Here is a 26,052-nt window from a genome sequence, read left to right on the forward strand (position 1 = left end):
GTCCAGGGAGCACTAATCGAAGGGTATGAGCAGTCCGCCGCCCACGCCGGGCATCCATCACGTGACCTGTATCGCTGGCGACCCTCAGGAGAACCTCGATTTCTGGGTGGAGACTCTGGGGCTCCGACTGGTGAAACGCTCCATCAATCAGGACGACCCCGGGACGTACCACTTCTTCTTCGCGGACGCGGAGGGGACGGCGGGGACGAGTATGACGTTCTTCCCCTGGGAGGACATGCGCCAGGGGAAGGTCGGGTCGGGCCAGGTGTCGCGCACGGCGTTCCGCGTGCCCGAGGGCAGCCTCGACTACTGGGAGGACCGCTTCGACGACTATGGAGTAGCGTACGAGGAGCGCGTGGAGCGCTTCGGCGAAACAGTGCTGCCGTTCGAGGACCCGGACGGCCTTCCGGTCGAACTCGTCGCGACCGAGATTCCGGACGACGACCCCGTGGTGCCGTGGACCGAATTCGTACCCGGAGAACACGCGATTCGCGGGTTCCACTCGGTGACGCTCTGGATAGCCGACACCGAACCGACGATGGAACTCTTGGAGACGATGGGATTCGAGCGGGTCGGGCGCGAGCAGTCGCCCGACGACACGCCCGGCGACGAGCGCACACGGTTCGCCGCGTCCGGGCCGGTGGGGAAGTACGTGGACGTACTCCCGACCATCGCGGGCGGCCGCCAAGGCCACGGAACCGTGCACCACGTCGCGTTCCAGACGCCGACGGACGCGGACCAGTCCGCGATGCGTGACGCCGTCCGCTCCCGCGGCCTCTCCCCGACCGGCCAGATTGACCGCCACTGGTTCCGCTCCGTCTACTTCCGCGAGCACGGCGGCGTCCTGTTCGAACTCGCGACCAAGGACCCCGGGTACGACAGCGACGAACCGCTCTCCGACCTCGGCGGCAGCCTCGTCCTCCCGGGCGAGTTCGAGTCGCGCCGCGAGGAAATCGAAGCCGGACTCCCCGACGTGACGGTGCCGACTTCACAGGCGCCCGACCAGTAAGCCGCGTCTACTTCCGTTTAATTGGCCACTAACTTTACCTATAGGATGCTTTGGGGGAGGTACAGGGGTCACCGATCCCCTACCATGATTGGGTGATGCGACTCGGGCGGTGGGACGCCAGGGTCGTATCGGCGAATCACAGCACCGAACGGCCGCACGGAGACGTCACACACCTCCGTCGTACCGGCCGCTCGGCCGCCGCATCCTCCCGAATACTTATAGCGGACACGTCGAGTTACAGTAGACACCGTGACGCGGAGCGTGAGCGAGTTCCTCCGTCAGGAATCAGTGAAGTACGTCCTGTTCTGTCTGACGAGCGTCGCCGCGGTCGCGCTCGCCCGATACGCCGGGCGCGGGAATCCGCTGCAGACGCCGGGGCAGCTCGCGCTCGCCGTCTCCCTCATCCTCGCCGGGTCGCTCGCCGTCCTGCTCTCCGAGCGCTGTCTCGACCGCTTCCTCGAAGCCCGCCGGGAAGAAGGGGAGACGCCCTACGGCTTCCTCGTCGTCGGCATCGCCACGCTCACCGTCGTGATTCTCGTGTTCTACGTCTCCGTCTAGGTGCGGTCCACGAACGCCACGATTTCCTCAGCAACCGTCTCGCCCGCGTCCTCCTGAAGGAAGTGCGCGGCGCCCTCGATCCACGTCTCGGGCTGGTCGTCCGCGGTCGGGAACACGGACGCGAGGTCGTCGCGCGCGGGCCGCGTGATGGGGTCTGCGTCCGCGAACAGCACGAACACGGGTTTCTCCCAGTCCGAGAATTTCTCGCGAGCGTCCGCGATGGGCGCGGCACCCTCGTCGTCGGGGTCGAGCGGCACCATGCCGGGAAGCGTACGCGCGCCGGCGAGGTGGTCCTCGTCCGGGAACGGCGCGCGATAGGCGTCCACGACGCCGTCGTCGAGGTCGGTCGCGCAGCCGCCGGCGACGACCTGTCCGATGTCGAGGTCGGGCGCGGTCTCCACTGTCTCCCGGAACTCGTGCCAGACCTCGGGCATACCACCGGTACCGTCCGGGAGGCCGGTGTTCATCGGCACCAGCCGGGCGAAGCGCTCGGGGTTGTTCGCGGCGACGGGCAGGCCGAGCAGGCCGCCCCAGTCCTGGCAGACGAGCGTGACGTCCTCGAGGTCGAGTTCGCGGACGAACGTCTCGACGGCGTCGTAGATGCGGTCGTACGTGTAGTCGCCGCGGTCGGTGAACTTCTCGGAGCGCCCGAACCCGGGGAGGTCGGGGACGACGACGCGCCCACGGTCCGTGAGCGTCGGAATCATCTTCCGGTAGAGGAACCCCCAGGTCGGTTCGCCGTGCAGGCAGAGGAACGTCTCCTCGCCCGCGCCGACGTCGACGTACGCCATCTCGGCGTCGCCGGTGTCGACGTACTCTGGGTCGTAATCGAAGTTCGGCACGTCCTCGAAGCGGGACTCGTCGGCGCTGACGGTGTCCATACGGGCGCGTTCGCCGGGGAGGACGAAAACAGTTGGGTGGCTTACGCGTCGAGTCGTGCGAGTTCGCCGTCCGTGAGGTCGATTGCGGACGCCGCGACGTTCTGTTCGAGGTGCTCGATGCTGGACGTGCCCGGAATCGGGAGCGTCACGTCCGACGTGTGGAGGAGCCACGCGAGCGCTATCTGGTAGGCGGAGGCGTCGTGGGCGTCCGCGACCTCCCGGACCGCGGCCGCGTCGTCGAGGTCGCCCGCGGCGAGGGGGAAGTAGGGAATGAAGCCGATACCGTACTCCTCGCAGGCGTCGAGCACGTCCTGGTGGTCGCGGTTCGCGACGTTGTAGTGGTTCTGCACGGTCGCCACGTCCACGATGTCGCGCGCGGTCTCCAGCTGGTCGACAGAGACGTTGCTGATGCCGACGTGGTCGATTACGCCCGCGTCCTTCAGTTCCGCGAGCGCGTGAATCGACTCCTCGAAGTCCACGTCGGGGTCGGGGCGGTGGTGCTGGTAGAGGTCGATGGAGTCCACGCCGAGGCGGTCGAGGCTGGCGAGGTGGGCGTTCCGGAGGTAGTCGGGGTCGCCGTTCGGCAGCCAGTCGCCGTCGCGGTTCCGGAGCAGGCCGCCCTTGGTCGCGACGACCACGTCCTCGTAGGGGTGGAGGGATTCGCGGATGAGGCGCTCGGAGACGCCGGGACCGTAGGAGTCCGCGGTGTCGATGAAGTCCACGCCGATGTCGCGGGCGTGCTGGATGACCTCGCGCGCGGCCCGTTCGTCGCTCGGGCTGCCGATGATGTCCTCGCCGGTGACGCGCATCGCGCCGAACCCGAGTCGGTGCACGGTGAGGTCGCCGCCGATGTCGAACGTGTCGCTCTGATTCTCGACCATACCGAGTAGGTCGGCAGCGAGCGGAAAAGGGCTTGGTGAGGCGGCGAGTTACTCGGTCAGTTTTTGCAGTCGCTCGATGCGTTCGTCCATCGAGGGATGCGTGCTGAACCAGCGCTCGTCGTCGCTCTCGTCCGTGTGGACGTAGAGCGGGCTGAGAATGCCGCGTTTCGGTTCGCTCGCGCGCTCTATCTTCCGGAGCGCGGCGGCGAGCGCGCGCGGTCTGCCGGTGACTTCGACGGCGCGTTCGTCCGCGGCGAACTCGCGGGAGCGCGAGTGCGCGCGTACGAGCAGGGTGAGCGCGACGAACGTGACGAGGACGAGCGCGCCGATGCGCTGGTGTACGTCGAACCCGGACGAGTCAAAGGGCCGGCCGCGGAGCCACGCGAGCAGTCGACTCATACCGGTCGCGAGCAGCGTCACGGGGAGCAGGACGACAGCGAGCAGGCTCACGGCCGTGCGGGAGAGGCTGTACGCGACGGTCTGCACGAGGCTGTCCCGACTCTCCAGGTGTGCAAGTTCGTGCGCGAGCACGCCCTCGAACTCCGCGGGCGAGAGGATGCGGAAGAGCGCGCGGTCGAACACGATGGCGCCGTCGCCCGGGCCGCCGAGGCTGATGGCGTTCGGCATCGGCATCCGCGCGACGTAGAGCGTCGGCGCGCCCACGTCCATTCGCTCGGCGAGGCGGTCGAGGCGCTCGTACGCCTCGGGCGACCTCGACCGAGGGAGCGGACGCGCGTCAAGTTCCTGAAGGACGCGCCGGGTGCCGAAGCGATAGCTCGCGTACGCGAACACGACGGTCGCGATGACCACGATTGCGAGCGTGGCGGTGAGTGAGACATCCGCGCGCACGACGCCGGCGAGCACCCAGTAGACGAAGGATGCGGCCGCGGCGTACACGGCGAACACGAGCACGCCGACGAGCCCCATCGCGACGCGGCGACCGACTGCCATATTCCAAGAGTGGGGCGGCGGTCACTAACGGCTACCGGTGGCGAATCCCCTAAGCCGATAGAGACGCAATACGGAGTATGACGAAAGCCACGTTCGGCGGCGGGTGTTTCTGGTGTGTAGAGGCGGCGTTCGAACGCATCGAGGGCGTCACGGACGTGACCTCGGGGTACGCGGGCGGACACGTCGACGACCCGACCTACGAGGAAGTCTGCACGGGCGACACGGGCCACGCCGAGGTCGTGCAACTCACGTACGACCCCGACGTCGTGAGCTATCCCGAGCTTCTCGAAGTGTTCTTCAAGGTTCACGATCCGACGACGCTGAACCGGCAGGGCAACGACGTCGGCACCCAGTACCGCTCCGCTATCTTCACGCACGACGACGACCAGCAGGCCGTCGCGGACTCCTTCATCGAGACGTTAGAGGACGAAGGGAAGTACGACGGCATCGTCACCGAAGTCGAACCGCTCGACGAGTTCTACGAGGCCGCGGAGTACCACCAGAACTACTTCGAGAAGAACCCGAACGACGCGTACTGTCAGGCGACGATTCCGCCGAAACTCGAGAAACTCCGCGAGGAGTTCGAAGCCCAGTTGAAGGCGTAGATTCCCGGCAGGTGGGAACCGCCGCGGGAAGCGGCGATTCTTTGTAGGGAGAACGACGAACGTCGAGTATGGCGCGGGAGTCGCAGTCCGACGGGCCGGAGTCCGAGCTCCAGGCTATCCTGGACGCGCTCGGCGACCCCGACTGCCGCCGCATCGTGCGCGCGCTCGACGAGCCGATGACGGCGGGGGAACTCGCGGACGCCTGCGACATCCCAACGTCGACCACGTACCGCAAACTCGAACTCCTCTCGGAGGCATCGCTGCTCGTCGAGGGCACGGAACTCCGAGAGGATGGCCATCACGCGACCCGATACCGGCTGGGGTTCGACGAGGTGGCTATCGCGCTCACCGAGGAGCGCGACTTCGAGGTGTCGCTGTCCCGGCCGGAGAGCGGGCCCGAAGACCGGCTCGCGACGCTCTGGAACGAAGTGAGAAAACAGACATGAACTCCGTCGAAACACTCATCGTCGCCACGAAAGCACTGACGTTGCTCGCGGGCGCGGCTATCGCCCACCTCTCCTACCGCGCGTACACGGAGACGAAGAACACGGCGTTACGCGCGCTCTGCATCGGCTTCACGCTCGTCACCGTCGGCGCGGTGCTCGGTGGCGTCATCGACCTCGTGACGCCGCTCGACTTCCTCTACGGCGTGCTCGCGCAGAGCACGCTCACCCTTCTCGGATTCGGTGCGATACTCTACTCGCTCTACCGTTAGTCCTCGATGAGCGTCATCAGTTCCGTGAACTCGTCCTCGTCGAGGTCGCCGAGTCGGTCGTTCGCCTTCGCCTGCACGCGCTCCAGTTCGTCCTGGAGGCGCTGGAACCGCTCGTCGTTTTCGAGTTCGCGCGCCGAGTACTTCGCGCGCAGCGCGCCGACCTTCTCGCTCAGCGCGAACAACGCCTGAAGTTCGCGGGCGTACTCGGCCCGCGAGAGGAGTTTCTGCGTCGTCTCGATGACTTCCTCCTTCGTCACGGGCTTTTTCACGTAGAGGTCGAACTCCATCTCGACGATGTCCCAGTCCGGCTGAACCGCGGTCATCATCGCCACGCGCGCGGCGCCGTCGCGCTCTCGTATCTCGTGGAGAACCTCGTCGCCGGACATCCGCGGCATCCGGCGGTCGAGAAGAACGGCGTCCACGTCCGGGCTGTACGCGTCGAGTGCGTCCTCGCCGCCCGTCGCCACTTCGACCGTCCAGTGTTCGCGAAGCCAGAGCGCCACCGAGTCCGCGAACTCACCTTCGTCGTCCACGACGAGAACGGTGTGGGGGTCGTTCTCGCCTGCAGCGTCGACCATTGTCCGGACTATCAGGCTTTCCTATAAATCCGTTCCGATAGGTCAGTCGGCGCGAAGGAACGTCACCTCGAACACCGTCCCCTCGGGGTCGTTGTCCCGGATGTCGACCGACCCGCCGTACGCGTCCACCATCTCCTTCACGAGATAGAGGCCGAAGCCGTTCCCGGGTTCGCTCAACTCGGACACGCCTTTCTCCAGGACGGCGCGCTTCTCCTCGTCCGGAATCCCGGGGCCGTTGTCCGCGATGTGGACAGTGACAGCCGGATGCTCGCGGCGGTCCACGTCGCGCCGCATCGGGTCCGCGGACTCGGAGAGCGGTTCACCCGTCTCCGCGTCCACCGGCACCGTCGTCGACCCCGTGGTCGTCCATACCTCCACGCGCGGCGTCGCCGAGTCGTTGTGCACGACCGCGTTCGAGAGGACGTTCTCGAACACCTCGCCGAGCAGTTCGTCCCCGTACACGAGTACGTCCTCGTCCGGCAGGTCGTGCACGTCGAACGCCGCCTCGTCGTACGTCCCGCGAGCGAGTTCGACCTTCGCGTCGAGGTGCTCGCGGAGCGCCATCTTCCGGAGGTCGTGGTCGGTGTCGGAGACAATGGCGTCCATGAACGTCCGCATCGTGTCGATGAGGTCGGACATGTCCTCCACGCGCTCCCGGACGATGTCGAGGTGTTCACGGTCGTCCTCGTCGAGGTCCGCGGTCGTTTCGAGGTGCTGAGCGCGCGCGTTCACGAGGTTCAGGCCGTTCAGGAGGTTGTGCCGGAGGACGCGGTTCATGAATTCGAGGCGTTCGCGTTCGCGTTCGAGCGCTTGCTCGTACGACCGCTCGTCGGTCATGTCCCGCGTCACCTTCGTGTACCCCTGGAGTTCGCCGTCCTCGTAGCGCGCGCTGATTGTCACGTCAGCCCAGAACTCCGTGCCGTCCTTGCGCACCCGCCAGCCCTCGTCGCGCACCTGGCCGCTCTCCGCGGCCTCCGCGAGCAATCGCTCGGGCTTCCCGTCCTCGGCGTCCTCCGCCGGGTAGAACGTCCGGATGTGCTCGCCGATGATTTCGGACTGCTCGTAGCCCTTGATCTTCTGCGCGCCGTCGTTCCAGCTCTTCACGTACCCGTCCTCGTCCAGCGCGAAGATGGCGTACTCGTCCACCGCGTCGACGACGGACTCAAAGCGTTGTTCGCGCTCTTGGAGGTGTTCGCGCTGCGCCTCGATGTACTGCGTTCGGTCGAGTTCGTACCCGATCCAGTCCCCCATCAGTTCCACCATCGTCAGCTCCCAGTCCGCGAACGCGTCGGACTCCTCGCGGTCGAGGAAGCACAGCGACCCGTAGACGGCGTCCCCGACGTGCACCGGCGTTCCGATGTACATCTCGAAGCCGTCCGTCGTGCCGTACGACTTCTCGTCGGTGTCGAACGGTCGCACGGCGAACTGGAGGGTTTCTTCCTCCTGAATCATCTCCTGGCAGTGCGTCTGCGAGTACGGCACCACGTCGCCCGTTTCGAGCTCGATGTCGTCGGACTGTACGGCCTTCAGCGTGTACTCGTTCTTCTCGGGGTCGACGTGCGCGAAGGAGGCGAACTCCGCGCCGAACAGCCGTCGGCCGATGTCGAGCACGCGGTCGAGTTTGTCGTCGAACGTCGCGGTATCGTCGGAGATGACGTCGTGGAGGTCGCGGAGGTTTCGTTCGCGGTCCCGGAGCGTGTCCATCGTGCGGCGCTGTCGCGTGTGGTAGACGCCGACCGCGAACGCCGCGACCGCGCCGAACAGCACGCCGTCAAGCGCGAGCACGACGGGTTTCAGTTCGCCCATCGCCCACAGTTGGAGCGCCATTACCCACGCGTACAGCAGAAGGACGGCGGCCGCGCCGGCGACGTTCCAGGACGCGACGCGCACCACGTCGTCGTCACGCCAGTCTTGGCGGACGAGCCAGATACCGGCGGCGACGAGGCCGAGCGAGAGCGCGATGAGCGGGGAGTTCTCCACGAGCGTGGTCGCGACGCCCCAGGAGAGGTCCGTGATGTCGTCCCAGATGTCGTACAGCGGTACGAGGAGCGTGAGAACGCCGAGCAGGGAGATGGCGCCACCCGCCACGTACCGACGTAACGAACCGGTCATGCTCGCAATATGTCGGTGGGACGTGTAAATCTGCGGGCCTCAGTCGTCGGCGCGGCGGCGCTCGATGACGGTGGCTACGTCGTCGTACTCGTCGCGGTGGCGGTGGCAGCGACTGACGCGGCCGTCGTCGAGTTCGTTCGTCGGGTCCTGTTCCTCGCAGACGCCGCCGAACTCGTCCGCGAGCAGGGCTTCCGCGTCCGCGTACCGGCCGGAGTCGGCGAGAACGATTGCATCCTCGATGGTCTCCCAGGCCGCGCCGTCGATGGCGACGTTCGAGAACAGTTCGTCCACGCTCTCGGTCACGTCCGCGTCCACGAACCCGAGGCGGCGCTTCACTTCCGCGAACACGCCGTCCTGGTCGAGCGCGCGGCCGCGCAAGACCTCGCGGAACGCCTCGATGGCCTCCCAGGCGTCCACGGAGAGGTCGTCGTGTTCGGCGGGCCGGATTTTCGCGGGACACCGCGTGTTGAACGGACAGCCGTTCGGCGGGTTCCGCGGACTCGGCGGTGTTCCGGGGAGCGAAATCCGGTCCAGGTCCGTGCCGTGTCGGCCGGGCACCGCGGAGAGCAGGCTGACCGTGTACGGGTGTTCGGGGTTCGCGAACACCTCGCGGGAGGGGCCGAGTTCCGCGATGTTCCCGAGGTACATCACGGCGATGCGGTCCGCGATGTGCTGCATCACGGAGAGGTCGTGACTGATGAAGAGATACGTGAGCCCGAGGTCGTTCTGGAGGTCGTTCAGGAGGTTGATGATGCGAGCCTGCACGCTCACGTCCAGCGCGGATGTGGGCTCGTCCAGCACGAGGAAGTCGGGTTCGAGGGCGAGCGCGCGGGCGATGCCGATGCGTTGTTTCTGGCCGCCCGAGAACTGGTGGGGGTAGCGGTAGTAGTGCTCCGGCTGCAGTCCCACCGTATCCAGGAGGTCTCGCACGCGGTCGCGGCGTTCGTCCGGCGTGCCGACGCTGTGCGCGTCGAGCGGCTCGCGGACGATTTCCCCGATGGTCATCCGGTCGTTCAGACTCTCCTCGGGGTCCTGGAACACCATCCCGGCGTTCCGCGCCCACTCGCGGCGCTCGCGGCCGGAGAGGTCGGCTACGTCCGTCCCGTCGACGAGCACGTCGCCGTCGGTCGCGGTTTCGAGGCCGAGCATCGTCCGGCCGAGCGTCGACTTTCCGCAGCCCGACTCGCCGACCAATCCGAGCGTCTCGCCCTCGTAGATGTCGAAGGAGACGCCGTCGACGGCCTTCACGGGCGGTTTCGACGCGATGATGGAGTCGTCCGTGTAGTACGTCTTCAGATCGCGGACCGACACGAGCGGTTCCTCGGTTCCGGCGTCGCGTGCGTCGAGCGTGTTCTGCGTCATCGGTCGTCCTCCGTCTTCGACTGGTGCAGTGAAACGGCCTCCTCCCGCGGGCGGTCCTCCGGGTAGAGCAGGCAGGCGGCCTCGTGTTCGGTCTCCGTCTCCGCGATGTCGATCGGTTCGGGGTGGACCTGCGTGCAGGCGTCGAACGCCTTTGGGCAGCGCGGCGCGAACCGGCAGTCCGTCGCGGGTTCGGTCGGCGTCGGCACCTCGCCCGGAATCGTCGGGAGTTCCTGCCCGGGGTCGGTGCGGCCGGGGATGCTTTCGAGGAGCGCCTGCGTGTAGGGGTGTTTCGGGTTCTCGAACAGCGTCTCCGTCGACGCGTGCTCGACGACTTCGCCCGCGTAGATGACGTTCACGCGGTCGGTCGCTTCCTCGATGACGCCCATGTCGTGCGTGATGAACAGCAGCGCGAGGCCTTCCTCGCGTCGCAGGTCGTCCAGGAGGTCGAGGATTTGGGCTTGAATCGTCACGTCGAGCGCCGTCGTCGGTTCGTCGCAGACGAGCACGTCCGGGTCGCAGGCGAGCGCGATGGCGATGACCGCGCGCTGCTGCATTCCCCCGGAGAGTTCGTGCGGGTACTCGTCCACGCGGCGGTCGGCGTCCGGGATGCCGACGGTTTCGAGGAGGTTCACGGCCTCCTGGCGGGCGTCGCTCCCCGAGAGTCCCTGGTGGATGGAGAGCGCTTCCTCGATCTGGTTACCGACCGTGTAGACGGGGTTGAGGGCGTTACTGGGGTCCTGGAAGATGATGGAGATGTCGCCGCGGTGGGCGTCCCAGCCCGATTCCACGAGGTTGTCGCCGCGGAACGTGATTTTGCCGTCCTCGATGTGGCCGGGTTCGTCGACCAGTCCGAGGATAGAGCGGGCGGTGACGGACTTCCCGCTGCCGGACTCACCCACCAGTCCGACGGATTCGCCCTCGTAGATGTCGAAGGAGACGCCGTCGACGGCGTGGATGTCCTCGCGTTCCGTGTGGAACACCGTCCGGAGGTCACGCACCGACAGCAGGGGCGCGTCGGTGACGCGCTGCGTTCGGCTCATGCGCCACCCCCGCGGCCGGCGGCTTCGCCGGTCGCGCTGTCGGACTGCGGGTCGATGGCGTCACGGATGCCGTCGCCGAGCGCGTTGAAGCCGGTGACGACGATGGTGATGAGGACGCCGGGGATGAGCGAGATGTGCCACGAGCCGGTGGCGACGTAGTCCTGACCGAGGTTGATTGCGCGCCCCCACTCGGGGGTCGGCGGCGCGACGCCGAGCCCGAGGTAGGAGAGACCGGCGATGGAGATGATGGCGCCGCCGAGCGTCATCGACCCGTAGATGAGCAGGTAGCCGGTGACGTACGGAAGCATGTGTTGTCGCATGATGGTGGTTGGTGTCTGACCGAAACTGCGCGCGGCGTCGATCCAGGAGCGCTCGGACACCTGGAGAGCGGGGCCGCGAATTGACCGCCACATGTACGTCCAGCCCGTTCCCGCGAAGATGAGCGCGAGCACGAACCCGCCGCTGTATATACCGCCGATCCACGTGTCCGCGAGCACGGTACTCAGCATGATGAGCAGGAGGAGTTGGGGCATCGCCATCACCGCATCCGACAGCAGGACGAGGCTCAGGTCGACGCGGCCCTTGTAGTACGCCGCGAGCAGCGCGAGCGACGTGGCGAGCAGCGCGCTCAACGCGACGGAGAGCACGCCGATGATGAGGGATATCCGCGACCCGACGACGATGAACGTGAAGAGGTCGCTCCCGGTCGGCATCGTGCCGAACGGATGGTAGCGGCCGTAGTCGTCGTAGGAGAGCGGGCCGACGTTCGCGGAGTCACCGGCGGACTGCGAGTTCCGGTTCGCCTCCCCGACGAGCATGGTCTGCACCTCCTGGGCGTCCGCGTTCCAGTACTGCATCTCGTAGGAGTAGGAGTCCCGCATGTTCTGGTCGACCGTCGTCGGGCCGAGCGTCGGCGCGAAGACGGCCATCGTCACGAAGAGGAAGACGACGACCAATCCGAACTTCCCCCAGGAGTGCCCGCGGAAGCGGTCGACCACGTCGTCGCGCGGCGTCCAGTCCGCGGTGCGGTAGCGCCGCCGATAGAGTTCGTAGCCGGCGGCGAACCAGCCGAGGCACGCGAACGCATAGGCGTACACGAGCGCGACGCGGATCGCCCAGGACGCGGCGGGCGAGAGACCGAGGAAGGTGCCGACCCACTGGTCGCCGTTCCAGTACCCACTGTTCGGCACGACCTCCCGGGAGAGAAGCGTCGGGAGGTCGGTCGCGGCGTGTTCGATGCCGACGAGCGCGTCGGCGATAGTGGTGGCGTACGACGTCGGGAACGTCGCGACGGCGTCCGCGAGGAAGCCCGCGACGAACGTGACGAGCGCGGGTGCTTCCACCGCGAACAGCACGAGACCGGCGAGCACCCACGCGAGGAATCGCGAGTCCGTGAGCGCGCTGCGTTCGCTTCCCGTAGCGTCGGGCGCCTCCGGTGTGGCTGTCTCCGACATGTTAGTTACCCTCCAGTCCGACACGCGGGTCGATGAACGTGTACAGGACGTCCTGCAGTAGGTTTACTCCGACGATCATGAGGATGAAGATGTACATTAGCGAACCGACGAGCGGGAGGTCGCCCTGGATGGCGGCGCGGTAGAACAGCCAGCCGATACCGTTGATGCCGAAGACCGTTTCGACCAGGACGCTCCCGCCAATGAGGAGGAACGCCTCGCTCGTGATAACGGGGACCAGTGGGATGAGGGCGTTCCGGAAGATGTGCTTCCAGACGATGGCGCGGTCGGAGACGCCTTTCGCTCGCGCGAGGTCGACGTACTCCTGGTTCTTCACTTCGAGGACGGCGGTGCGGCCGATACGCATCTCGTTGCCCATGCTCGCGGACCCGAGCACGAGCGCCGCGGGGAGGACTTTCTTCGTCGCCGCGAGGAAGCCGTCGACGCTCGCCAGCCGGGACATGTCGGGGGCGCCGGTGAGCGCGTCGAGGTTCACGCCGAACGTCTGCCAGTTGAACCCGAAGAAGTACGCCTCCGAGTTCTGGAGGAGGACGAGGAGCATGATGGCGAGCCAGAAGTTCGGCATCGCGCGCCACACGATACCGCCCATGGACGCGACGTAGTCCATGACGGTGTTCGAGCGCATTCCCGCGTAGAACCCGAGCGGCACGCCGACCAGCACGGCGACGAGGACGCTCCAGAACCCGAGGAAGAGCGTGCGCGGGAGGAAGTCGAGGATGAGCGCGTTCACGCTCGACCCCTGGTAGAGCAACCACGTCTGGCCGAGGTCGAACGTGATGAGGTTCCACATCCAGTCCATGTAGTGCTGGAGCGGCGGTTGGTTCAGGCCGAGTTGTTCCTGCGCGCGTTCGTACGCGGCGGGGTTCCGCGTCTGTCCCTCGCTCAAGAGGCGCGCGGCGGGGTCGATCGGCCCCATGAAGATGATGAACCACGTCATCGACGCGCCCAGCCAGACGACGGGAATCATCATCAGCACCCGCTTAGCGAGGTACTTGAGTCTACTCACGGTTCACCCTCCGTCGAGTCGTCGTATTCGGTGCTGGACCGAACCTGTGGACACCAGGACAGCGTTCGGTCGCGCCGTATGAATGCATATAGGGTATCGAGAGATTGGAACTTCGCGTCGCTTGAAAGGCGGGGATTCGCCTCGGTCGCTACTGGATGGTGACGTCGTCGAACGTCTGGTTCTCCATCACGCCGTACATCTCCACGTCGACGTTCTGATGCCAGAAGCGCTGACTGATGGGGTTGACGAGCGGGAGTTCCTGCACGGACGCCCAGTTGACTTCCTCGATGGTCTGGAACGCCTCCTTCCGGGTCTCGTCCGTCGCGTCGTCCGCGGCGTACTTCTCGTCCCACGTGTTACGGGCGAGCTGGTAGATGTCTTCGTCGTAGTAGCTCCCTTCGGCGCCCCAGCGGGTGAACTGACCGCTCGGGTTCTTCCCGTGGAGGTAGCGGAGGAAGTTCTGCGGGCCGGGGTACTCCATGCCGTCACCGAGCGCGAACACTTCCATCTCGCCGTTTACCGCCTGGCTGATGATGGTGCCGAAGCTCGCTTCCGTGATCTCCATGTCGATGTAGGCGGAGCGGAGCTTGGACTGGAGCGTGGTGAGAACCTGCGTGTACGCGTCGTTTCCGGAGATGGTGGTCGCGCTGACGGAGTACCGGTTGCTGTCGCCGTAGCCAGCGGTCTCCATGACCTGACGCGCCTCGTCGAGGAGGGTTTCGCCGTAGCCGTACGGGTAGCCGTTCTCCGCCCACTCCGTGTTGGACTGATAGCCCTCCTCGGCGTGCCGGGTGTACGTCTCCGGGGACGAGACGCCATCCTCGAACGTCGGGTAGGGGTCCGGGGGCGTGATGTGGTAGGCCGGGGTCGCGACGCCCTTGTAAACGCTCTCAGCGACGTCGTGCTGGTTCAGTGCGTACGCGAACGCTTTCCGAACCGGAATCGGAACCTCGAGCGCGTTGAACACGAGGTACTCGGTCGTGAGCGCGGGAATCCGACCGTAGTTGACCTCGGTTCCGTCGCCGAACGTGTACGTCCCGACTTCGCGGCTGCCCTTCGTCTCCTCGATGGAGACGTTATCGGGGTTGAACGAGGCGGTCGGCATTCCTTCGAGGATGTGCGCGTTCTCTCCCTTGAAGCGATTGAGTCGCGTGTTCCCGCTCGTAACCACGGTGAACCGAATCTCGTCGAGTTCGGGTTCGCCGTTCCAGTAGTCCTCGAACGCGGAGAGCGTGATTTCGCTTCCCTTCGTCCAGGAGTCGACGGTGAACGCGCCGAGTCCGGCGTACTTCGGGCCGCCGTTCGCGGTGCTGAAGAACTCGTTGTAGGAGTACTCGCCGTCGTACCCCTCGATGTCGCCGACAGAGTTCTCGGGGAGCATCGCCCAGTTCCCGCCCGCGATCTGGAAGAGCGTGTACTCGAAGGGGGACGCGAGGTCGAACTCGAACGTGTAGTCGTCGGGAGCGCGAACTGCGAGACTCTGCGGGACGATGTCGTCGAGCGTCTCCTCGTCCTCGGGGGAGGCGATGCTCGCGTCCTTCTCGTGTTCGATGGTCATCGTCTGGCCGATGATGTCGTCCTTGTTCTGGGAGTTCTCGGACTCGGCCATGCGGCGGTACGTGTAGACGGCGTCCTGCGCGGTGAACTCTTGGCCGTCGTGGAACGTGAGGTCCTGCTTGAGGTTGAACGTGTACGTGAGGCCGTCCTCGGAGATGCTGTAGTCCTCGACGAGCGCGGCTTCCGGCGGGTAGAGCCCGTCGGGGAACCGCATCAGGGGCGCGCCGTACTGGTTGTATCCAGCGCCGGATCCCTTGGCGTTGACGGGGTCGAGCGTCTGGATGGAGCCGGTCGCCATCATTTCGAGCGTACTGCCCCCTCCTCCGTCGTCGCTGGTCGTGGTGTCGCTGGAACTCGAGCAGCCGGCGATAGCGGCGGCTACGCCAGTTCCTGCAGCGGTCAAGAAGCCTCGACGGGTGGTGTCTCCCGACATCGTGTAATAGACTCATAACAATCCACTTGACTCTTTCCCACGCATTATATATAAGGTACTGTGTAGAACGTAGTGATAAATATAAGTATATAGTTATGGTGTGGGTAATGGCGGAAGATTGGAGTGTCGGAGACGTGACGCACGAACTGATGGCTGAGGATTCACCGGATGCGAACGACATCCGGGAGACGAACGCCTGGGGACGAACCCTGAGCGAGGCCGAACAGCGCGCTGACGCCCTCAGCGAGGACGGCTGGGACGCGACGACGGTGCGGGCCGGCCACCTCGCGCCCGTCGGTCCCGACGTCGAGGGAACCGACACCGTGGGCCTCGTGTTCATCGTGCCGAGCGAGGAGGGCAAGGACTTCGAGGCGCTCGTCACGGACGGCGTCACCGACTACGTCGTGTTCGCGGAGTCCGCGAGCGGGACGCGCTACCTCGTGGTGGAGGTGCGGAACGCCGACAGCGAGGACGCCGTCCTGCTCGTCGGCGCGTTCCCCGAGGACGCCGCGACCGGACTCGCCGCCCACGCTCGCTCTGAAGGCGTGCTTCACGCGCACGTTCGCGCGCTTGACGAAACGCACTACGGAACGGTCGAATTCGACAGTCCCGACCTATTCTTCGATGACTGAGACACACGCCGGTAGTCTGATGGCACAGTTCGCACGACCGCGCACCGACACGACGACACGGTTCGCCGTCGTCGCCGACCCCCACGTCGCCACCGAGGCGGAGGGCACGTCGAAGCTCTTCGAGCACACGGAAGCCCACTTCCGCGCCGCCGTCGAGGACATGGCGGGCCGCGACCTCGACGCCGTGCTCTCGCCCGGCGACCTGACGAAGGACGGCGAACCCTGGAACTACGAGGCGGTGGACGAGATTCTGGAGTCGCTCGACGTGCCGTTCTACTCGGTCCCGGGGAACCACGACGTGCGGAAGGACGGCGACGAACACGACACGCCATCGCTCGACCGGTTCGTCGAGCGGTACACGTCCGGCAGCCTCCCGTTCCGCGTGGACGTGGGTGACGTGACCGTCGTCGGCCTGAACAGTTCGGGCGGCGACGACCGCTTGCTCGACTCCCACGAGGGCGACGTGCCCGACGACCAACTCGACTTCCTCCGTGACGTGCTCGCCGAGGAGGAGAACGTCTTCGTACTGCTGCACCACAACCTCCCGCCGACGTACGACCAGCTGCGCTCGCACCGCGACGAGGTCGAATCGGAGATGGCGATTCCGCCGGTCACGCGGAACACCGACGCGCTCGTGGACGCGCTCTCCGCGGGCACCGACCCCGTCGTTCTCACCGGGCACCTCCACCTCCCCGCGGTCGCGACAATCGACGGGATTCGCGAAGTGATGTCGCCGACGACGTGCTCGTTCCCGCAGTCCTACCTCCTCTTCGAGGTCGGGCCGGACGGCACCGAGGTTCGACTGATTCCGGTGGCCGATATTACGGGGATGGAGCTCGCGCACAACGTCCGCGGCGGCGACTCCGTCACGTCGCGCGGCCTGACCTCCATCGCGGCGGCGCGGCTCGCGCGCTTCCCGCTGGTGGACGAGTGAGGAAAAACGGCCCGCGGGGAGTCGTCGGGCCGGACTATGTCGGGGATGACAGACGGGAGCAGGTGCGCGAACGCACCTACAGACAGGACGCCCCGGACGACTATAACTCTATTCGGCGTTCGTGAAAATAACTCTCGGGAGACCTCAGTAGGTCGCGTCCACGATGTCGTCGTCGAGTGCCGGGAAGGATTCGAGGTACTCGCGGCGCTCCTCGGTGAGCGACTGGTGGGCGTCCGCGAAGTCCGCGGTGCGGTCCGCGACCGAGAACGAATCGATGTCCATTCCGGGGACTTGGCTCGGGACGGTGAGTCCGAGGTCGTCGTCGGTCGTCCACGAGACGGTGCCGCGCGCGACGGCTTCGAGGAGCGCGACGGTTTCCTCGACGCCCACGTCGGCGGGCGTGTCCGTGCCGACGACGCCCGTGTTCAGGACGAAGCAGTCGACGCCGAGGTCGCTGATGAGGTCGCGGAAGCGGTTCCCTTCTTCGCCCTTCGAGCCCATGATGAAGGGGTTGGTGCCGACGACGCGGATGGATTCGCCGGCCCGCGAGGGGTCGCCGGCGCTCGTCTCGACGGATTCGCCGAGCATGAACGCGGCCGCCGCCTGCGCCTCGTCGAGTTTCGCGACCGGCGGCATCAGGGGGTTTCGGGTGATGAAGAAGACCTGGTCGACGGACGGGAGGTCGATGTCGTCCGCGGCGCTCTCCAGTTCGTCGCGCAGCACGACCGCGCGGCTGTTCGAGCCGTACCGGGGTTCGTCGAAGTGGACGGTGCCGTCGTCGTCGACGGCGACGTTCTCCAAGGCGGCGGTTTCAGAGGTCGCCGCGCCGTGGAGTTCGGGCTGTTCGTCCGCTTCGAGACCGATGGTCTTGATGTAGAGGCCCTTCCCTTCGCTTCCGGTGACGGTGCCGTTCGGGAGGAGCGCGCACACGTCGTCCTGCAGCATCTCCGCGCCCTCGGGGTCGTCGAGCCAGAGCCCGTGGCTCGTCAGCGTGGACTTCCCCGTCCCGGACAGGCCGAGGAAGAGCTGGCCGACGTCGCGCTCGCCCGCGTCGTCGTCGAGGTGGACGCGCTTCGAGCCCGCGTGCAGGCCGAGGCCGCCCTGCTGTTTCGCGCGATACATGTAGAGCCGGAGGAAGGACTTCTTCGCCTCGCCCGTGTAGTCGCTGCCGAGGACGGCGGTGACGCCTTCTTCGGGGAGGATGCGGATGGTCGTCTCGTCGCGGTCGGGTACCTGCACCGTCACGAAGTCGGGGTCGGCGTCCGCGGGCGCGGGTTCGAGGAGTTTCGCCCACGAGAGCGCGATGCGGCCGTACTCCTTCGGGACGAACAGCCGGCAGACGAAGGACGTGTCGGGGTGGCGGCCGACGACGCGGTCCACGGCGACCACGTCGTTCGACGCGTCCTCGACGAAGTCCAGGGCGCTCTCGAACGCGACGTAATCGTCGTCGCCGAACTCGTGGTCGACGGCGTTCCGAGTCTGCTCGGAACTCCGGGAGCGGTAGTCGCTGACGTAGGAGGGCGACCCGTATTCCGTGGTCGTTTCGAGGTGCGCAGAGAAGGCGCGGAGGTCGTCGAGGCTCGGATTGTGTCTGATGTGGTCCGTCGATGCCGGGTCCGGGAAGTCGTCCGCTGTGTAGCGGGTCCGGGCTCGATTTGCCATTAGGTGTGGGGAGTAGGTGGACGAGTATAAACGCACAGGTATCCACGCAGAGTTGTCACCGCCCGCATGTGCGGTTCGCGAGCGTCCGGTTCTCCGTCGGTTCCGGGCGGTCGAGTCGCGTCGGTTGCGCGACGAACACGACCGAGACTCGCGCGAGTTTCGAGTCGTGGGTGGCGTTCCACTCGCGGCAGAGGTAGCCCGCGAACTCGCCGGCGAGCGACCGGCCGTCGAAGAGCGCGACGGTGGCGAGGTACTTCCGCCAGCGCGCGCTCGGGTAGGTTTTCGACACGTCCGGTGGTTTCGCGTACGAGACGGTGCCGCCGTTCCACGCGTCCACGTTTTCGCCGGTGGTGGTGAACGCGGGCGCGATGTACCAGCCGTCGGTGCTCAGGGGTTCGGGCGCGAACATGTCCCAACTCCGCTCGCTCGGCTGGACGGGCGCGTTCTCGGGCGTTTGGACGACGCCGACCGCGGCGGCGTTCCAGACGAGCACGAAGCAGAGGAGGAGCGCCGCGACGACGCGGGTGCCGCGTCGGACGAGCGCCCACGGCGTCTGCGGCCGCGGGAGTTCGGGGAGGCGGGCGGCGAGGCGGTCGAAGCGCGGCTGGGGGTCGGGGAGGCGGTCCCACACGAGCGGGGGCTGGAAGACGAGGAGTGCGGTGACGGTGACCAACGGGAAGACGCCGAGCGTCATCGTCGCGAGCATTCCGAGGTGGCCGAGCGAGAGGAGGGCGGCGACTGCGCCGCGGACGCGGCCCGTGGTGAGCAGGAGGAGCGGGGACGCGAGGAGGAGCGCGACCCAGGCGTAGTCGGCGGCGGTGAGGAGCGCCGGGAAGCCGGCGAGGAGTTCGCCGAGCGGGCGGAGGAACTGGTCGAGGCTGAACACGTAGCGGACGGCGGTGCCGGAGAGCCAGGCGTCCCCCTGAAGTTTGAGCGCGGCGTTCACCGCGTACACGGCGACGACCTGCACGAGCAGGCCGGCGGTCGCGATGCTCGCGAGCGGGCCGAGCGTGCGGCTCTCGCTGGTTCGGGCGGCGTCGACGCTCCACGCGCGACCGAGCGGGAGGAGGACGCTCCAGAGCAGGAGGCGGCGGAGGAGGCTGTCGCCGGCGTTCAACACGACGGGGTTGCGCGCCTGCAGGGAGACGAGGAGGACGAGCGAGAGGAAGGCGGCGAGCCGGCTGTGGTAGCCGACGAGCAGGCAGACCGCGAGCGCCGCGGCGACCGCGAACAGCGCGAGTTGGAGAGCGAGGCCGCCGGAGAGCGCGTGAATCGAGACGGACGCGAACCCGGGGAACTCCCGGTAGAGCGTCTCGCGGGGGAGGACGCCGTAGTCGGTGTAGAACGAGCGGACGTTGCGCAGTCGGAGGAGGAGGTCGAGGAGGAGCACGCTCCCGAGGCCGATGCGGAACGCGGCGAGCGCTCGCGCGTCGATGGCGGCGCGGGCGGCGAGGAACCGACGGAGGCGGCCTGCGGCGGACACACTCGCAGTCGACGCGAGGAACCCATAGGCGTTGTGCACCCGACGCGACGCGAAAGTTTCGTCGCCGCTGGTGCGACCGGCACGTCTTTGTCGGCGGCCGCCGCGTTCTCGGGTATGGCTCGGGTCGCGCGACTCACGCGATATCCGGTGAAGGCTCTCTCTGGCGAGGACGTGACCGAGGTCGGCATCACCGCGGGCGGAACGCTCGCGGGCGACCGCGAGTACAAGCTCGTGGACGCAGAGGGCGACCTCGTGAACGGCAAGCGCACGCCGCGCGTCCACGACCTCACGACGACGTACGACAGCGAGGCGGGGACGCTCTCGGTCGAAACCTCGGCTGGCGAGACCGCGGTGCTCTCGCTCCGGGACGACCCTGGGGAGGCGGCGGCGTGGCTCGGCGAGTTCTTCGACTGCGACCTCTCGGTCGAGCGCGACACGGACCTCGGGTTCGTGGACCGACGGTCGGCCGGTCCCTCAGTCATCAGCACGGCGACGCTCGAAACGGTCGCCGGCTGGTACGACGACCTCACCGTGGAGAGCGTGCGGCGGCGGATGCGCGCGAACGTCGAGGTCGCGGGCGTACCGGCGTTCTGGGAGGACCGGTTCGTCGGCGCGGACGCGCCCGGGTTCCGCGCCGGGGACGTGCGTTTCGAGGGCGTCGAACCCTGCGGACGCTGTGTCGTCCCGGAGCGCGACCCCGAGACGGGCGAGCGCGACCCCGGGTTCCGCGAGCGGTTCGTGGAGCGCCGCGAGGCCACGCTTCCCGACTGGGTGGACCGAGACGCGTTCGACCACTACTACGCCCTGATGCTCATCGCCGACGTGCCCGCGGACGCCCGCGGCCGGACGCTCTCCGTCGGCGACGAAGTCATCAGAGGGTTAATCACCCTGGAAACGATAATGCGGCCAATGTACTTGACGACGGCCTGCGGTCGCTTCGACGGGCCGACGGCGGGGTCGCCCGGGGCGACGCTCCGGGCGAATCCGGGGGTCGGCGGACGGTCCACGGACGAGGAGCGGTCGGCGCGGGACGCCGCCACGGACACCGGAACGCGTACCGAAAGCGCGAACGACGACCGCTGTAGTGACGGGACCGTGCTCGTGGTGGACGACGAGCGCGGGTTCGCGGACGCCGTCGCGCTCTGGCTGGACGACTACGAGGTCAAGGTCGCGTACGACGGCGACGAGGCGCTCGACGCGTACACGCCCGCGGTGGACGTGATACTGCTCGACCGCCGGATGCCGACCGTCTCCGGCGACGACGTGCTCCGCGAACTCCGCGACCGGGACGCGGACGTGCGGGTCGCGATGATGACGGCGTCCGAACTCAGCGTCGAGTCCGCGGCGCTCCCGTTCGACGAGTACCTCCAGAAACCCCTCGACCAGGACGAGATTCGGGAGGTCGTCGCGACCCTGAAGCGACAGCACGCGTACCCCGACAGTGTCCGCGAGTACGTGAGCGTGCTCGTTCGTCTCTCCGAACTCGAAGCCACGCACTCACGGGAGCAACTCACAGAATCGGACGCGTACGCCGCCCTCGAAGAACGCCTCGAGGACGTACGGCCGGCGGCGACGGAGGCTATCGACCGGCTCTCGGACGCGGACGCCGAATTCCTGCGCTCGTACGTCGCCGACCTCGAACGCGACAGTCGCCTCGTCTAGCGCTCGGGGTGCTCGGCGAGGAACGTCAGTTCGAACACGGTGCCGCGCGGCTCGTTCTCCCGGATTTCGATGCCGCCGCCGTACGACTGCAGCATCTGTTTCACGAGATAGAGGCCGAACCCGCTCCCGGGTTCGCTGAGCTGTGAGACGCCGGTTTCGAGCACGCCCTCGCGTTCGTCTTCGGGGATGCCGGGGCCGTTGTCGGCGACCGCGACCGTGACGGCGGGACACTCGACCTCGTCGCCGGCGTACGTGCGGTCGGGGTCGGGGACGTGGACGTCGTCGTCGGTCACGGTCGTGGTCGTCGTGGTCTCCGTCACGGTCACCTCGACGACCGGGGTGTCGGCGTCGTTGTGGGTGACGGCGTTGTCGAAGACGTTCTCGAACACCTCGCCGAGCAGTTCGTCGCCGAGCACGGACACGTCCTCGGGAAGGTCGGCGTGGAACCGTGCGTCCGGATGCATCTCCGCGGCGAGCGAGAGCTTCGTCTCCAGCACGTCCGTGAGCGACACGCGGCGCAGCGAGTGGTCGGCGTCCCCGACGATGGCGTCCATGAGCGGCCGCATCTGCTCAATGAGTTCGGCGAGGTCCGCGCCCCGGTTCCGGATGTGTTCGACGTGCTCGGCCGCGTCCGGGTCGTTCACGGCGGACGCGAGGAGTTGGCAGCGCGCGTTGATGACGTTCAGGCCGTTGAGGAGGTTGTGGCGGATGAGGCGGTTGAGGAACTCGAGACGTTCGCGTTCGGCTTCGACTTGTCGCTGCCGGGTCTTGCGTTCGGTGATGTCCTGCGTGAGTGCGAGCGCGCTCTCCACGCTCCCGCCCGCGTGCACGGGCAGGACTTGGACGCGGGAGACGCCGTTGCTCGTTTCGACTTCCCCGCCCACGCGCTCGCCGTCGATGGCGTCGTCGATGGCGTCCTCCCACCAGGTTCGGAACGCCGCCGGCACGATGTCGAGGTCGTCCACTCGGGTGCCTTCGACCGTGTCCGTGTCGATGTCTTCCCTGTCGGCGAAGGCTTCGCCGCCGACGGTGAGGCAGCGTTTATCGTCGTCGAACAGGGCGATAGCGCCGTTCGGGAGGTTTCGGACGAGCGTCTCGTAGCGGTGGCGGCGTTCGACCGCGGCGATGGCGTTTGCGACGAGCTGGCCGAGCCGCGAGAGCGCTTCGCGTTCCCGGTCGGCGAACGCATGCGGGCGCTGCGAGTAGACGTTGAGTACGCCGTACGTCTCGTCGTCCGTCCGGATGGGGACGGCGGCGGACGACCGGACGCCGTGTTCGCGGGCGCGGTCGCGCCACTCGGCGAACGCGTCGTCGGTGAGCGTGTCGTCGACGACGTTGACGTCGCCGGTGTGGAACGCGCTGGCGGTGGGGCCGCGTTCCGCGGGCGGGGCGTCGAGGCGGAGGTCGATGTCGTCCGTGTACCCGTCCGTGTTCGCCTCCGCGGTGACGCGGGTGTCGTCACTCTCGTCGCGTTCCGCGACCCACGCGAACCGGTAGGAGTCGGTGGCGGCGATTTCCCGGCAGACGAGCGCGGTGATGTCCCGGCGGGTGCTCTGTCGGAAGGCGGCGTCGACGACGCGGTAGACCACGTCGTTGAGGTCGGCGAGCACGGAGACGGCGTGCTCGTGGGAGTGTCGGTCGCCGCCCTCGTAGGTGTCGAGGAGGGTTTCGAGTCGGGCGGCGAGTGCGTCCGGGTCGCCGGCGGGTTGGGTGGCGGTGACGCCGGCGCGGGCGGCCGACCGCGCGATATCGGCGTCGGCGTCGGCGGACGTGAGGAGGACAAGCGGGAGGGCGTCGTGGCGGTCGCGGACGGCGCGGAGGACGCTGAGTCCCTCGCGGTCGCGGTCTGCGTCGGCGACGACTGCGCTGTACTCGCCGGCGGCGAGGCGGTCCATGGCGTCGGCGGGCGTGCTCCGGCCCACCTCGAAGCGGTCGGTTCGGTCGGCGACGCGGCCGGCCTCCTCCCCCTCGTTCGACGCGACCCAGAGGACGCGGGGGCGAACGGTCGGCGCCGGTGACATACCGCTACCGAGTAGATGCGTGGACATATATCCGGTGGCCCCCAGCACGTGTGGCGTCGAACGGCCGAGCGACCAGACACACCCAGTTTGTATTTCGAGAAGAATTGTGGGCTATTAGCGAATTCAAAAGTTGGAAATGGGAATACCATCGGTGGATTTATCAAGATATCTGCTCAGTACTCATGTGACGGACAACAATGGAAGACGCATCCAATCCCGGAACGGCTGTACGTGACGAGCTGGCGTTCGACGGCGAGGTGGCCGACGAATGACGTGGTCCAATCAGGACTGGTGGCCGCACCTGCTCCGACTCGACATCCTCGACGACAACGCCGCGGAACTCGACCCCTACGGCGAGGACTTCGATTACGCCGAGGAGTTCGAGAAGCTCGACCTCGACGAAGTGAAGTCCGATATCGCCGACGTGATGACGGACTCGCAGGAGTGGTGGCCCGCTGACTACGGCCACTACGGCCCGCTGTTCATCCGGATGGCGTGGCACAGCGCCGGTACCTACCGCACGCTCGACGGCCGCGCGGGCGCGTCCGGCGCGCTCCAGCGCCTCCCGCCGGAGAGTAGCTGGCCGGACAACGTCAACCTCGACAAGGCCCGCCGCCTCCTCCAGCCGGTGAAGCACAAGTACGGCCGACAGCTCTCGTGGGGCGACCTCATCGTGCTCGCGGGGAACGTCGCGCTCGAATCGATGGGCTTCGAGACGTACGGCTTCGCGGGCGGCCGCGTGGACGAGTACAAGTCCAACGAGGCCGTCGAGTGGGGTCCCGAGACCGAGTGGGAGACCACGTCGCCCGAGCGCTTCGAGGACGGCGAGGTCGGCGACCTCAAGGACCCGCTCGCGAACACCGTGATGGGGCTCATCTACGTGAACCCCGAGGGCCCGTACGGCGAACCGGACGTCGAAGGGTCCGCGGCGAACATCCGCGAGGAGTTCGACCGCATGGCGATGGACGACGAGGAGACCGTCGCGCTCATCGCCGGCGGCCACACGTTCGGGAAGGTCCACGGCGCCGACGACGAGACGGAAGTCGGCCCCGACCCCGAGTCCGCGCCCATCGACCAGCAGGGCCTCGGCTGGGACCACGACTTCGAGAAAGCCGGCATGATCACGAGCGGCATCGAGGGGCCGTGGAACTCCACGCCGACGATGTGGGACACGGGCTACGTCGACAACCTCCTCGAGTACGAGTGGGAGCCGCACAAGGGCCCCGGTGGCGCGTGGCAGTGGCAGCCGGCCACCGAGGAAGAGCGCGAGGACATCGAGAAGGCCCCGGACGCGCAGGACTTCGACGAGTCCGAGGAGCCGATGATGCTCACGACGGACGTCGCGCTGAAGCGCGACGACGACTACCGCGAGGTCCTCGAGAACTTCAAGGAGAACCCCGACGAGTTCCAGGCGGCGTTCTCGCGTGCCTGGTATAAACTCCTTCACCGCGACATGGGCCCGCCGGAGCGCTACCTCGGCCCCGAAGTGCCGGACGAGGAGTTCGTCTGGCAGGACCCGATTCCGGACGCCGACTACGACATCGTCGGCGAGGACGAAATCGCGGAGCTCGAAGCCGCGATTCTCGACGCGGACATCGAGCGCTCGCAGCTCGTGAAGACCGCGTGGGCGTCCGCCTCGACGTACCGAGACAGCGACAAGCGCGGCGGCGCGAACGGCGCGCGCGTCCGCCTCGAACCCCAGAAGAACTGGGAGGTCAACGAGCCCGAGCGGCTCGCGGACGCGCTCGACACCTACGAGGACATCCAGGCCGAGTTCAACGAGTCGCGTGACGACGACGTGCGCGTCTCGCTCGCGGACCTCATCGTCCTCGGCGGGAACGTCGCCGTCGAACAGGCCGCGGCCGACGCCGGCTACGACATCGACGTGCCGTTCGAACCCGGACGCACGGACGCGAGCGCCGAGCAGACGGACGCCGACTCCTTCGAGCCGCTGAAGCCGAAGGCGGACGGCTTCCGGAACTACATCGGCGACGGCGACTTCAACGACTTCTACGGCAGTCTCGAGGAGCGCATGGTCGATAAGGCCGAACTCCTCAACCTCTCCGTGCCGGAGCTGACGGTGCTCGTCGGCGGGATGCGCGCGCTCGGCGCGACCTACGACGACACCGACCGCGGCGTCTTCACGGACGACCCGGGCACGCTCACGAACGACTTCTTCGCGAACCTCCTCGACATGGACTACGAGTGGGAGCCCGTCACTGAGGACGAGGAAGTGTTCGAGGGCTTCGAGCGCGACACCGGCGAGAAGGTCTGGGAGGCCACGCGCTTCGACCTCATCTTCGGCTCGAACGCCCGTCTCCGCGCGCACGCCGACGTGTACGCGGCTGACGACGCGGAGGAGAAGTTCGTGGAGGACTTCGCCACGGCGTGGAGTAAGGTCATGCGGGCCGACCGCTTCGACCTCGAATAGCGCGACGCAAGCACCGGCCACCCCTGCCGTCTTTCAGGGGTTTCTTATCTGCGGTTCGTTTCTCACT

General features: G+C 67.2%; 22 protein-coding genes and 2 pseudogenes. 11 read left to right on the forward strand and 13 right to left on the reverse strand.

The genetic code is table 11. The features are described from left to right. Nucleotides 1-25 precede the first annotated feature (25 nt). On the forward strand, nt 26-1,009 hold the full coding sequence (locus tag ACOZ4O_RS02470) for a ring-cleaving dioxygenase (protein ID WP_424523732.1): 984 nt from the start codon (nt 26-28) through the stop codon (nt 1,007-1,009). A 249-nt stretch (nt 1,010-1,258) separates the two neighbouring features. Then, nucleotides 1,259-1,567, forward strand: a complete 309-nt coding sequence (locus tag ACOZ4O_RS02475) for a hypothetical protein (RefSeq protein WP_424523733.1) — start codon at nt 1,259-1,261, stop codon at nt 1,565-1,567. Here the strand turns inward: ACOZ4O_RS02475 and ACOZ4O_RS02480 are convergent. From ACOZ4O_RS02480 to ACOZ4O_RS02490, 3 genes are read right to left on the reverse strand one after another with little or no spacing between them, the layout of a single operon-like run. Then, nucleotides 1,564-2,448, reverse strand: coding sequence for a haloalkane dehalogenase (locus tag ACOZ4O_RS02480; RefSeq protein ID WP_424523734.1), 885 nt, complete (start codon nt 2,446-2,448; stop codon nt 1,564-1,566). The two genes, ACOZ4O_RS02475 and ACOZ4O_RS02480, sit on opposite strands and share 4 nt — an antisense overlap. Before the next feature lie 41 nt (nt 2,449-2,489). Continuing rightward, nucleotides 2,490-3,329 (reverse strand): aldo/keto reductase, encoded by an 840-nt coding sequence (locus tag ACOZ4O_RS02485; protein ID WP_424523735.1) that lies wholly within the window; start codon nt 3,327-3,329, stop codon nt 2,490-2,492. A gap of 48 nt (nt 3,330-3,377) precedes the next feature. Beyond that, nucleotides 3,378-4,280: a M48 family metallopeptidase gene (locus tag ACOZ4O_RS02490; protein WP_424523736.1), complete on the reverse strand. Its 903-nt coding sequence runs from the start codon at nt 4,278-4,280 to the stop codon at nt 3,378-3,380. A gap of 77 nt (nt 4,281-4,357) precedes the next feature. Here ACOZ4O_RS02490 and msrA point away from each other — a divergent pair, with 77 nt between their 5' ends. The 3 genes from msrA to ACOZ4O_RS02505 all read left to right on the forward strand — a co-directional run bounded on the left by msrA (nt 4,358) and on the right by ACOZ4O_RS02505 (nt 5,600). Then, nucleotides 4,358-4,885 (forward strand): peptide-methionine (S)-S-oxide reductase MsrA, encoded by a 528-nt coding sequence (msrA, locus tag ACOZ4O_RS02495; RefSeq protein ID WP_424523737.1) that lies wholly within the window; start codon nt 4,358-4,360, stop codon nt 4,883-4,885. Nucleotides 4,886-4,953: 68 nt separating this feature from the next. Continuing rightward, nucleotides 4,954-5,331 (forward strand): ArsR/SmtB family transcription factor, encoded by a 378-nt coding sequence (locus ACOZ4O_RS02500; protein ID WP_424523738.1) that lies wholly within the window; start codon nt 4,954-4,956, stop codon nt 5,329-5,331. After that, nucleotides 5,328-5,600 (forward strand): DUF7521 family protein, encoded by a 273-nt coding sequence (locus ACOZ4O_RS02505; RefSeq protein ID WP_424523739.1) that lies wholly within the window; start codon nt 5,328-5,330, stop codon nt 5,598-5,600. Before ACOZ4O_RS02500 ends, ACOZ4O_RS02505 begins: the two co-directional genes overlap by 4 nt. Here ACOZ4O_RS02505 and ACOZ4O_RS02510 read toward each other — a convergent pair. The 7 genes from ACOZ4O_RS02510 to ACOZ4O_RS02540 form a co-directional block, all read right to left on the reverse strand. After that, nucleotides 5,597-6,178 (reverse strand): response regulator, encoded by a 582-nt coding sequence (locus ACOZ4O_RS02510; protein ID WP_424523740.1) that lies wholly within the window; start codon nt 6,176-6,178, stop codon nt 5,597-5,599. The genes ACOZ4O_RS02505 and ACOZ4O_RS02510 overlap by 4 nt on opposite strands. Nucleotides 6,179-6,220: 42 nt before the next feature. Beyond that, nucleotides 6,221-8,290: a PAS domain S-box protein gene (locus ACOZ4O_RS02515; RefSeq protein WP_424523741.1), complete on the reverse strand. Its 2,070-nt coding sequence runs from the start codon at nt 8,288-8,290 to the stop codon at nt 6,221-6,223. A 39-nt stretch (nt 8,291-8,329) separates the two neighbouring features. Next, nucleotides 8,330-9,652, reverse strand: a complete 1,323-nt coding sequence (locus tag ACOZ4O_RS02520) for an ABC transporter ATP-binding protein (protein ID WP_424523742.1) — start codon at nt 9,650-9,652, stop codon at nt 8,330-8,332. Further along, complete coding sequence (locus ACOZ4O_RS02525) at nt 9,649-10,692, reverse strand: ABC transporter ATP-binding protein (protein ID WP_424523743.1); 1,044 nt, start codon at nt 10,690-10,692, stop codon at nt 9,649-9,651. The genes ACOZ4O_RS02520 and ACOZ4O_RS02525 overlap by 4 nt, the downstream gene beginning before the upstream one ends. Then, nucleotides 10,689-12,146 (reverse strand): ABC transporter permease, encoded by a 1,458-nt coding sequence (locus ACOZ4O_RS02530; protein WP_424523744.1) that lies wholly within the window; start codon nt 12,144-12,146, stop codon nt 10,689-10,691. Before ACOZ4O_RS02530 ends, ACOZ4O_RS02525 begins: the two co-directional genes overlap by 4 nt. A gap of 1 nt (nt 12,147) precedes the next feature. Further along, nucleotides 12,148-13,170, reverse strand: coding sequence for an ABC transporter permease (locus tag ACOZ4O_RS02535; protein ID WP_424523745.1), 1,023 nt, complete (start codon nt 13,168-13,170; stop codon nt 12,148-12,150). Between the two features lie 148 nt (nt 13,171-13,318). After that, nucleotides 13,319-15,160, reverse strand: a complete 1,842-nt coding sequence (locus tag ACOZ4O_RS02540) for an ABC transporter substrate-binding protein (RefSeq protein WP_424523746.1) — start codon at nt 15,158-15,160, stop codon at nt 13,319-13,321. Between the two features lie 149 nt (nt 15,161-15,309). Between ACOZ4O_RS02540 and ACOZ4O_RS02545 the strand changes: the two genes are divergently transcribed. Together ACOZ4O_RS02545 and ACOZ4O_RS02550 are read left to right on the forward strand one after the other, a co-directional pair. Beyond that, on the forward strand, nt 15,310-15,792 hold the full coding sequence (locus tag ACOZ4O_RS02545; RefSeq protein ID WP_424523747.1) for a DUF7529 family protein: 483 nt from the start codon (nt 15,310-15,312) through the stop codon (nt 15,790-15,792). Continuing rightward, on the forward strand, nt 15,785-16,726 hold the full coding sequence (locus ACOZ4O_RS02550; protein WP_424523748.1) for a metallophosphoesterase family protein: 942 nt from the start codon (nt 15,785-15,787) through the stop codon (nt 16,724-16,726). The genes ACOZ4O_RS02545 and ACOZ4O_RS02550 overlap by 8 nt, the downstream gene beginning before the upstream one ends. Nucleotides 16,727-16,870: 144 nt before the next feature. Here the strand turns inward: ACOZ4O_RS02550 and ACOZ4O_RS02555 are convergent, their stop codons facing one another. After that, a complete protein-coding gene (locus tag ACOZ4O_RS02555; RefSeq protein WP_424523749.1) occupies nt 16,871-18,388 on the reverse strand; it encodes a phosphoenolpyruvate carboxykinase (ATP) in 1,518 nt (505 codons plus the stop codon). 55 nt (nt 18,389-18,443) lie between these two features. After that, nucleotides 18,444-19,871, reverse strand: coding sequence for an HTTM domain-containing protein (locus ACOZ4O_RS02560; RefSeq protein ID WP_424523750.1), 1,428 nt, complete (start codon nt 19,869-19,871; stop codon nt 18,444-18,446). A 114-nt stretch (nt 19,872-19,985) separates the two neighbouring features. Between ACOZ4O_RS02560 and ACOZ4O_RS02565 the strand changes: the two are divergent. From ACOZ4O_RS02565 to ACOZ4O_RS02575, 3 genes and pseudogenes are all read left to right on the forward strand, one after another. Continuing rightward, nucleotides 19,986-20,741 (forward strand): annotated as a pseudogene (locus ACOZ4O_RS02565) (MOSC domain-containing protein); the annotation flags it as partial. Between the two features lie 237 nt (nt 20,742-20,978). After that, nucleotides 20,979-21,266, forward strand: a pseudogene (locus ACOZ4O_RS02570) (response regulator); the annotation flags it as partial. An 18-nt stretch (nt 21,267-21,284) separates the two neighbouring features. After that, a complete protein-coding gene (locus tag ACOZ4O_RS02575) occupies nt 21,285-21,533 on the forward strand; it encodes a HalX domain-containing protein (RefSeq protein WP_424526138.1) in 249 nt (82 codons plus the stop codon). On the opposite strand, the gene ACOZ4O_RS02580 is transcribed toward ACOZ4O_RS02575, so the two are convergent. Further along, entirely contained in the window at nt 21,530-23,554 is a 2,025-nt protein-coding gene (locus ACOZ4O_RS02580) for a GAF domain-containing protein (protein ID WP_424523751.1), read from the reverse strand. The two genes, ACOZ4O_RS02575 and ACOZ4O_RS02580, sit on opposite strands and share 4 nt — an antisense overlap. 268 nt (nt 23,555-23,822) lie before the next feature. Between ACOZ4O_RS02580 and katG the strand changes: the two genes are divergently transcribed. Further along, nucleotides 23,823-25,985 (forward strand): catalase/peroxidase HPI, encoded by a 2,163-nt coding sequence (katG, locus tag ACOZ4O_RS02585; RefSeq protein WP_424523752.1) that lies wholly within the window; start codon nt 23,823-23,825, stop codon nt 25,983-25,985. The last annotated feature ends 67 nt before the right edge of the window (nt 25,986-26,052 follow it).

This window comes from Salarchaeum japonicum, from assembly GCF_049705945.1.
In the GTDB taxonomy this organism is placed as follows: domain Archaea; phylum Halobacteriota; class Halobacteria; order Halobacteriales; family Halobacteriaceae; genus Salarchaeum; species Salarchaeum japonicum_A.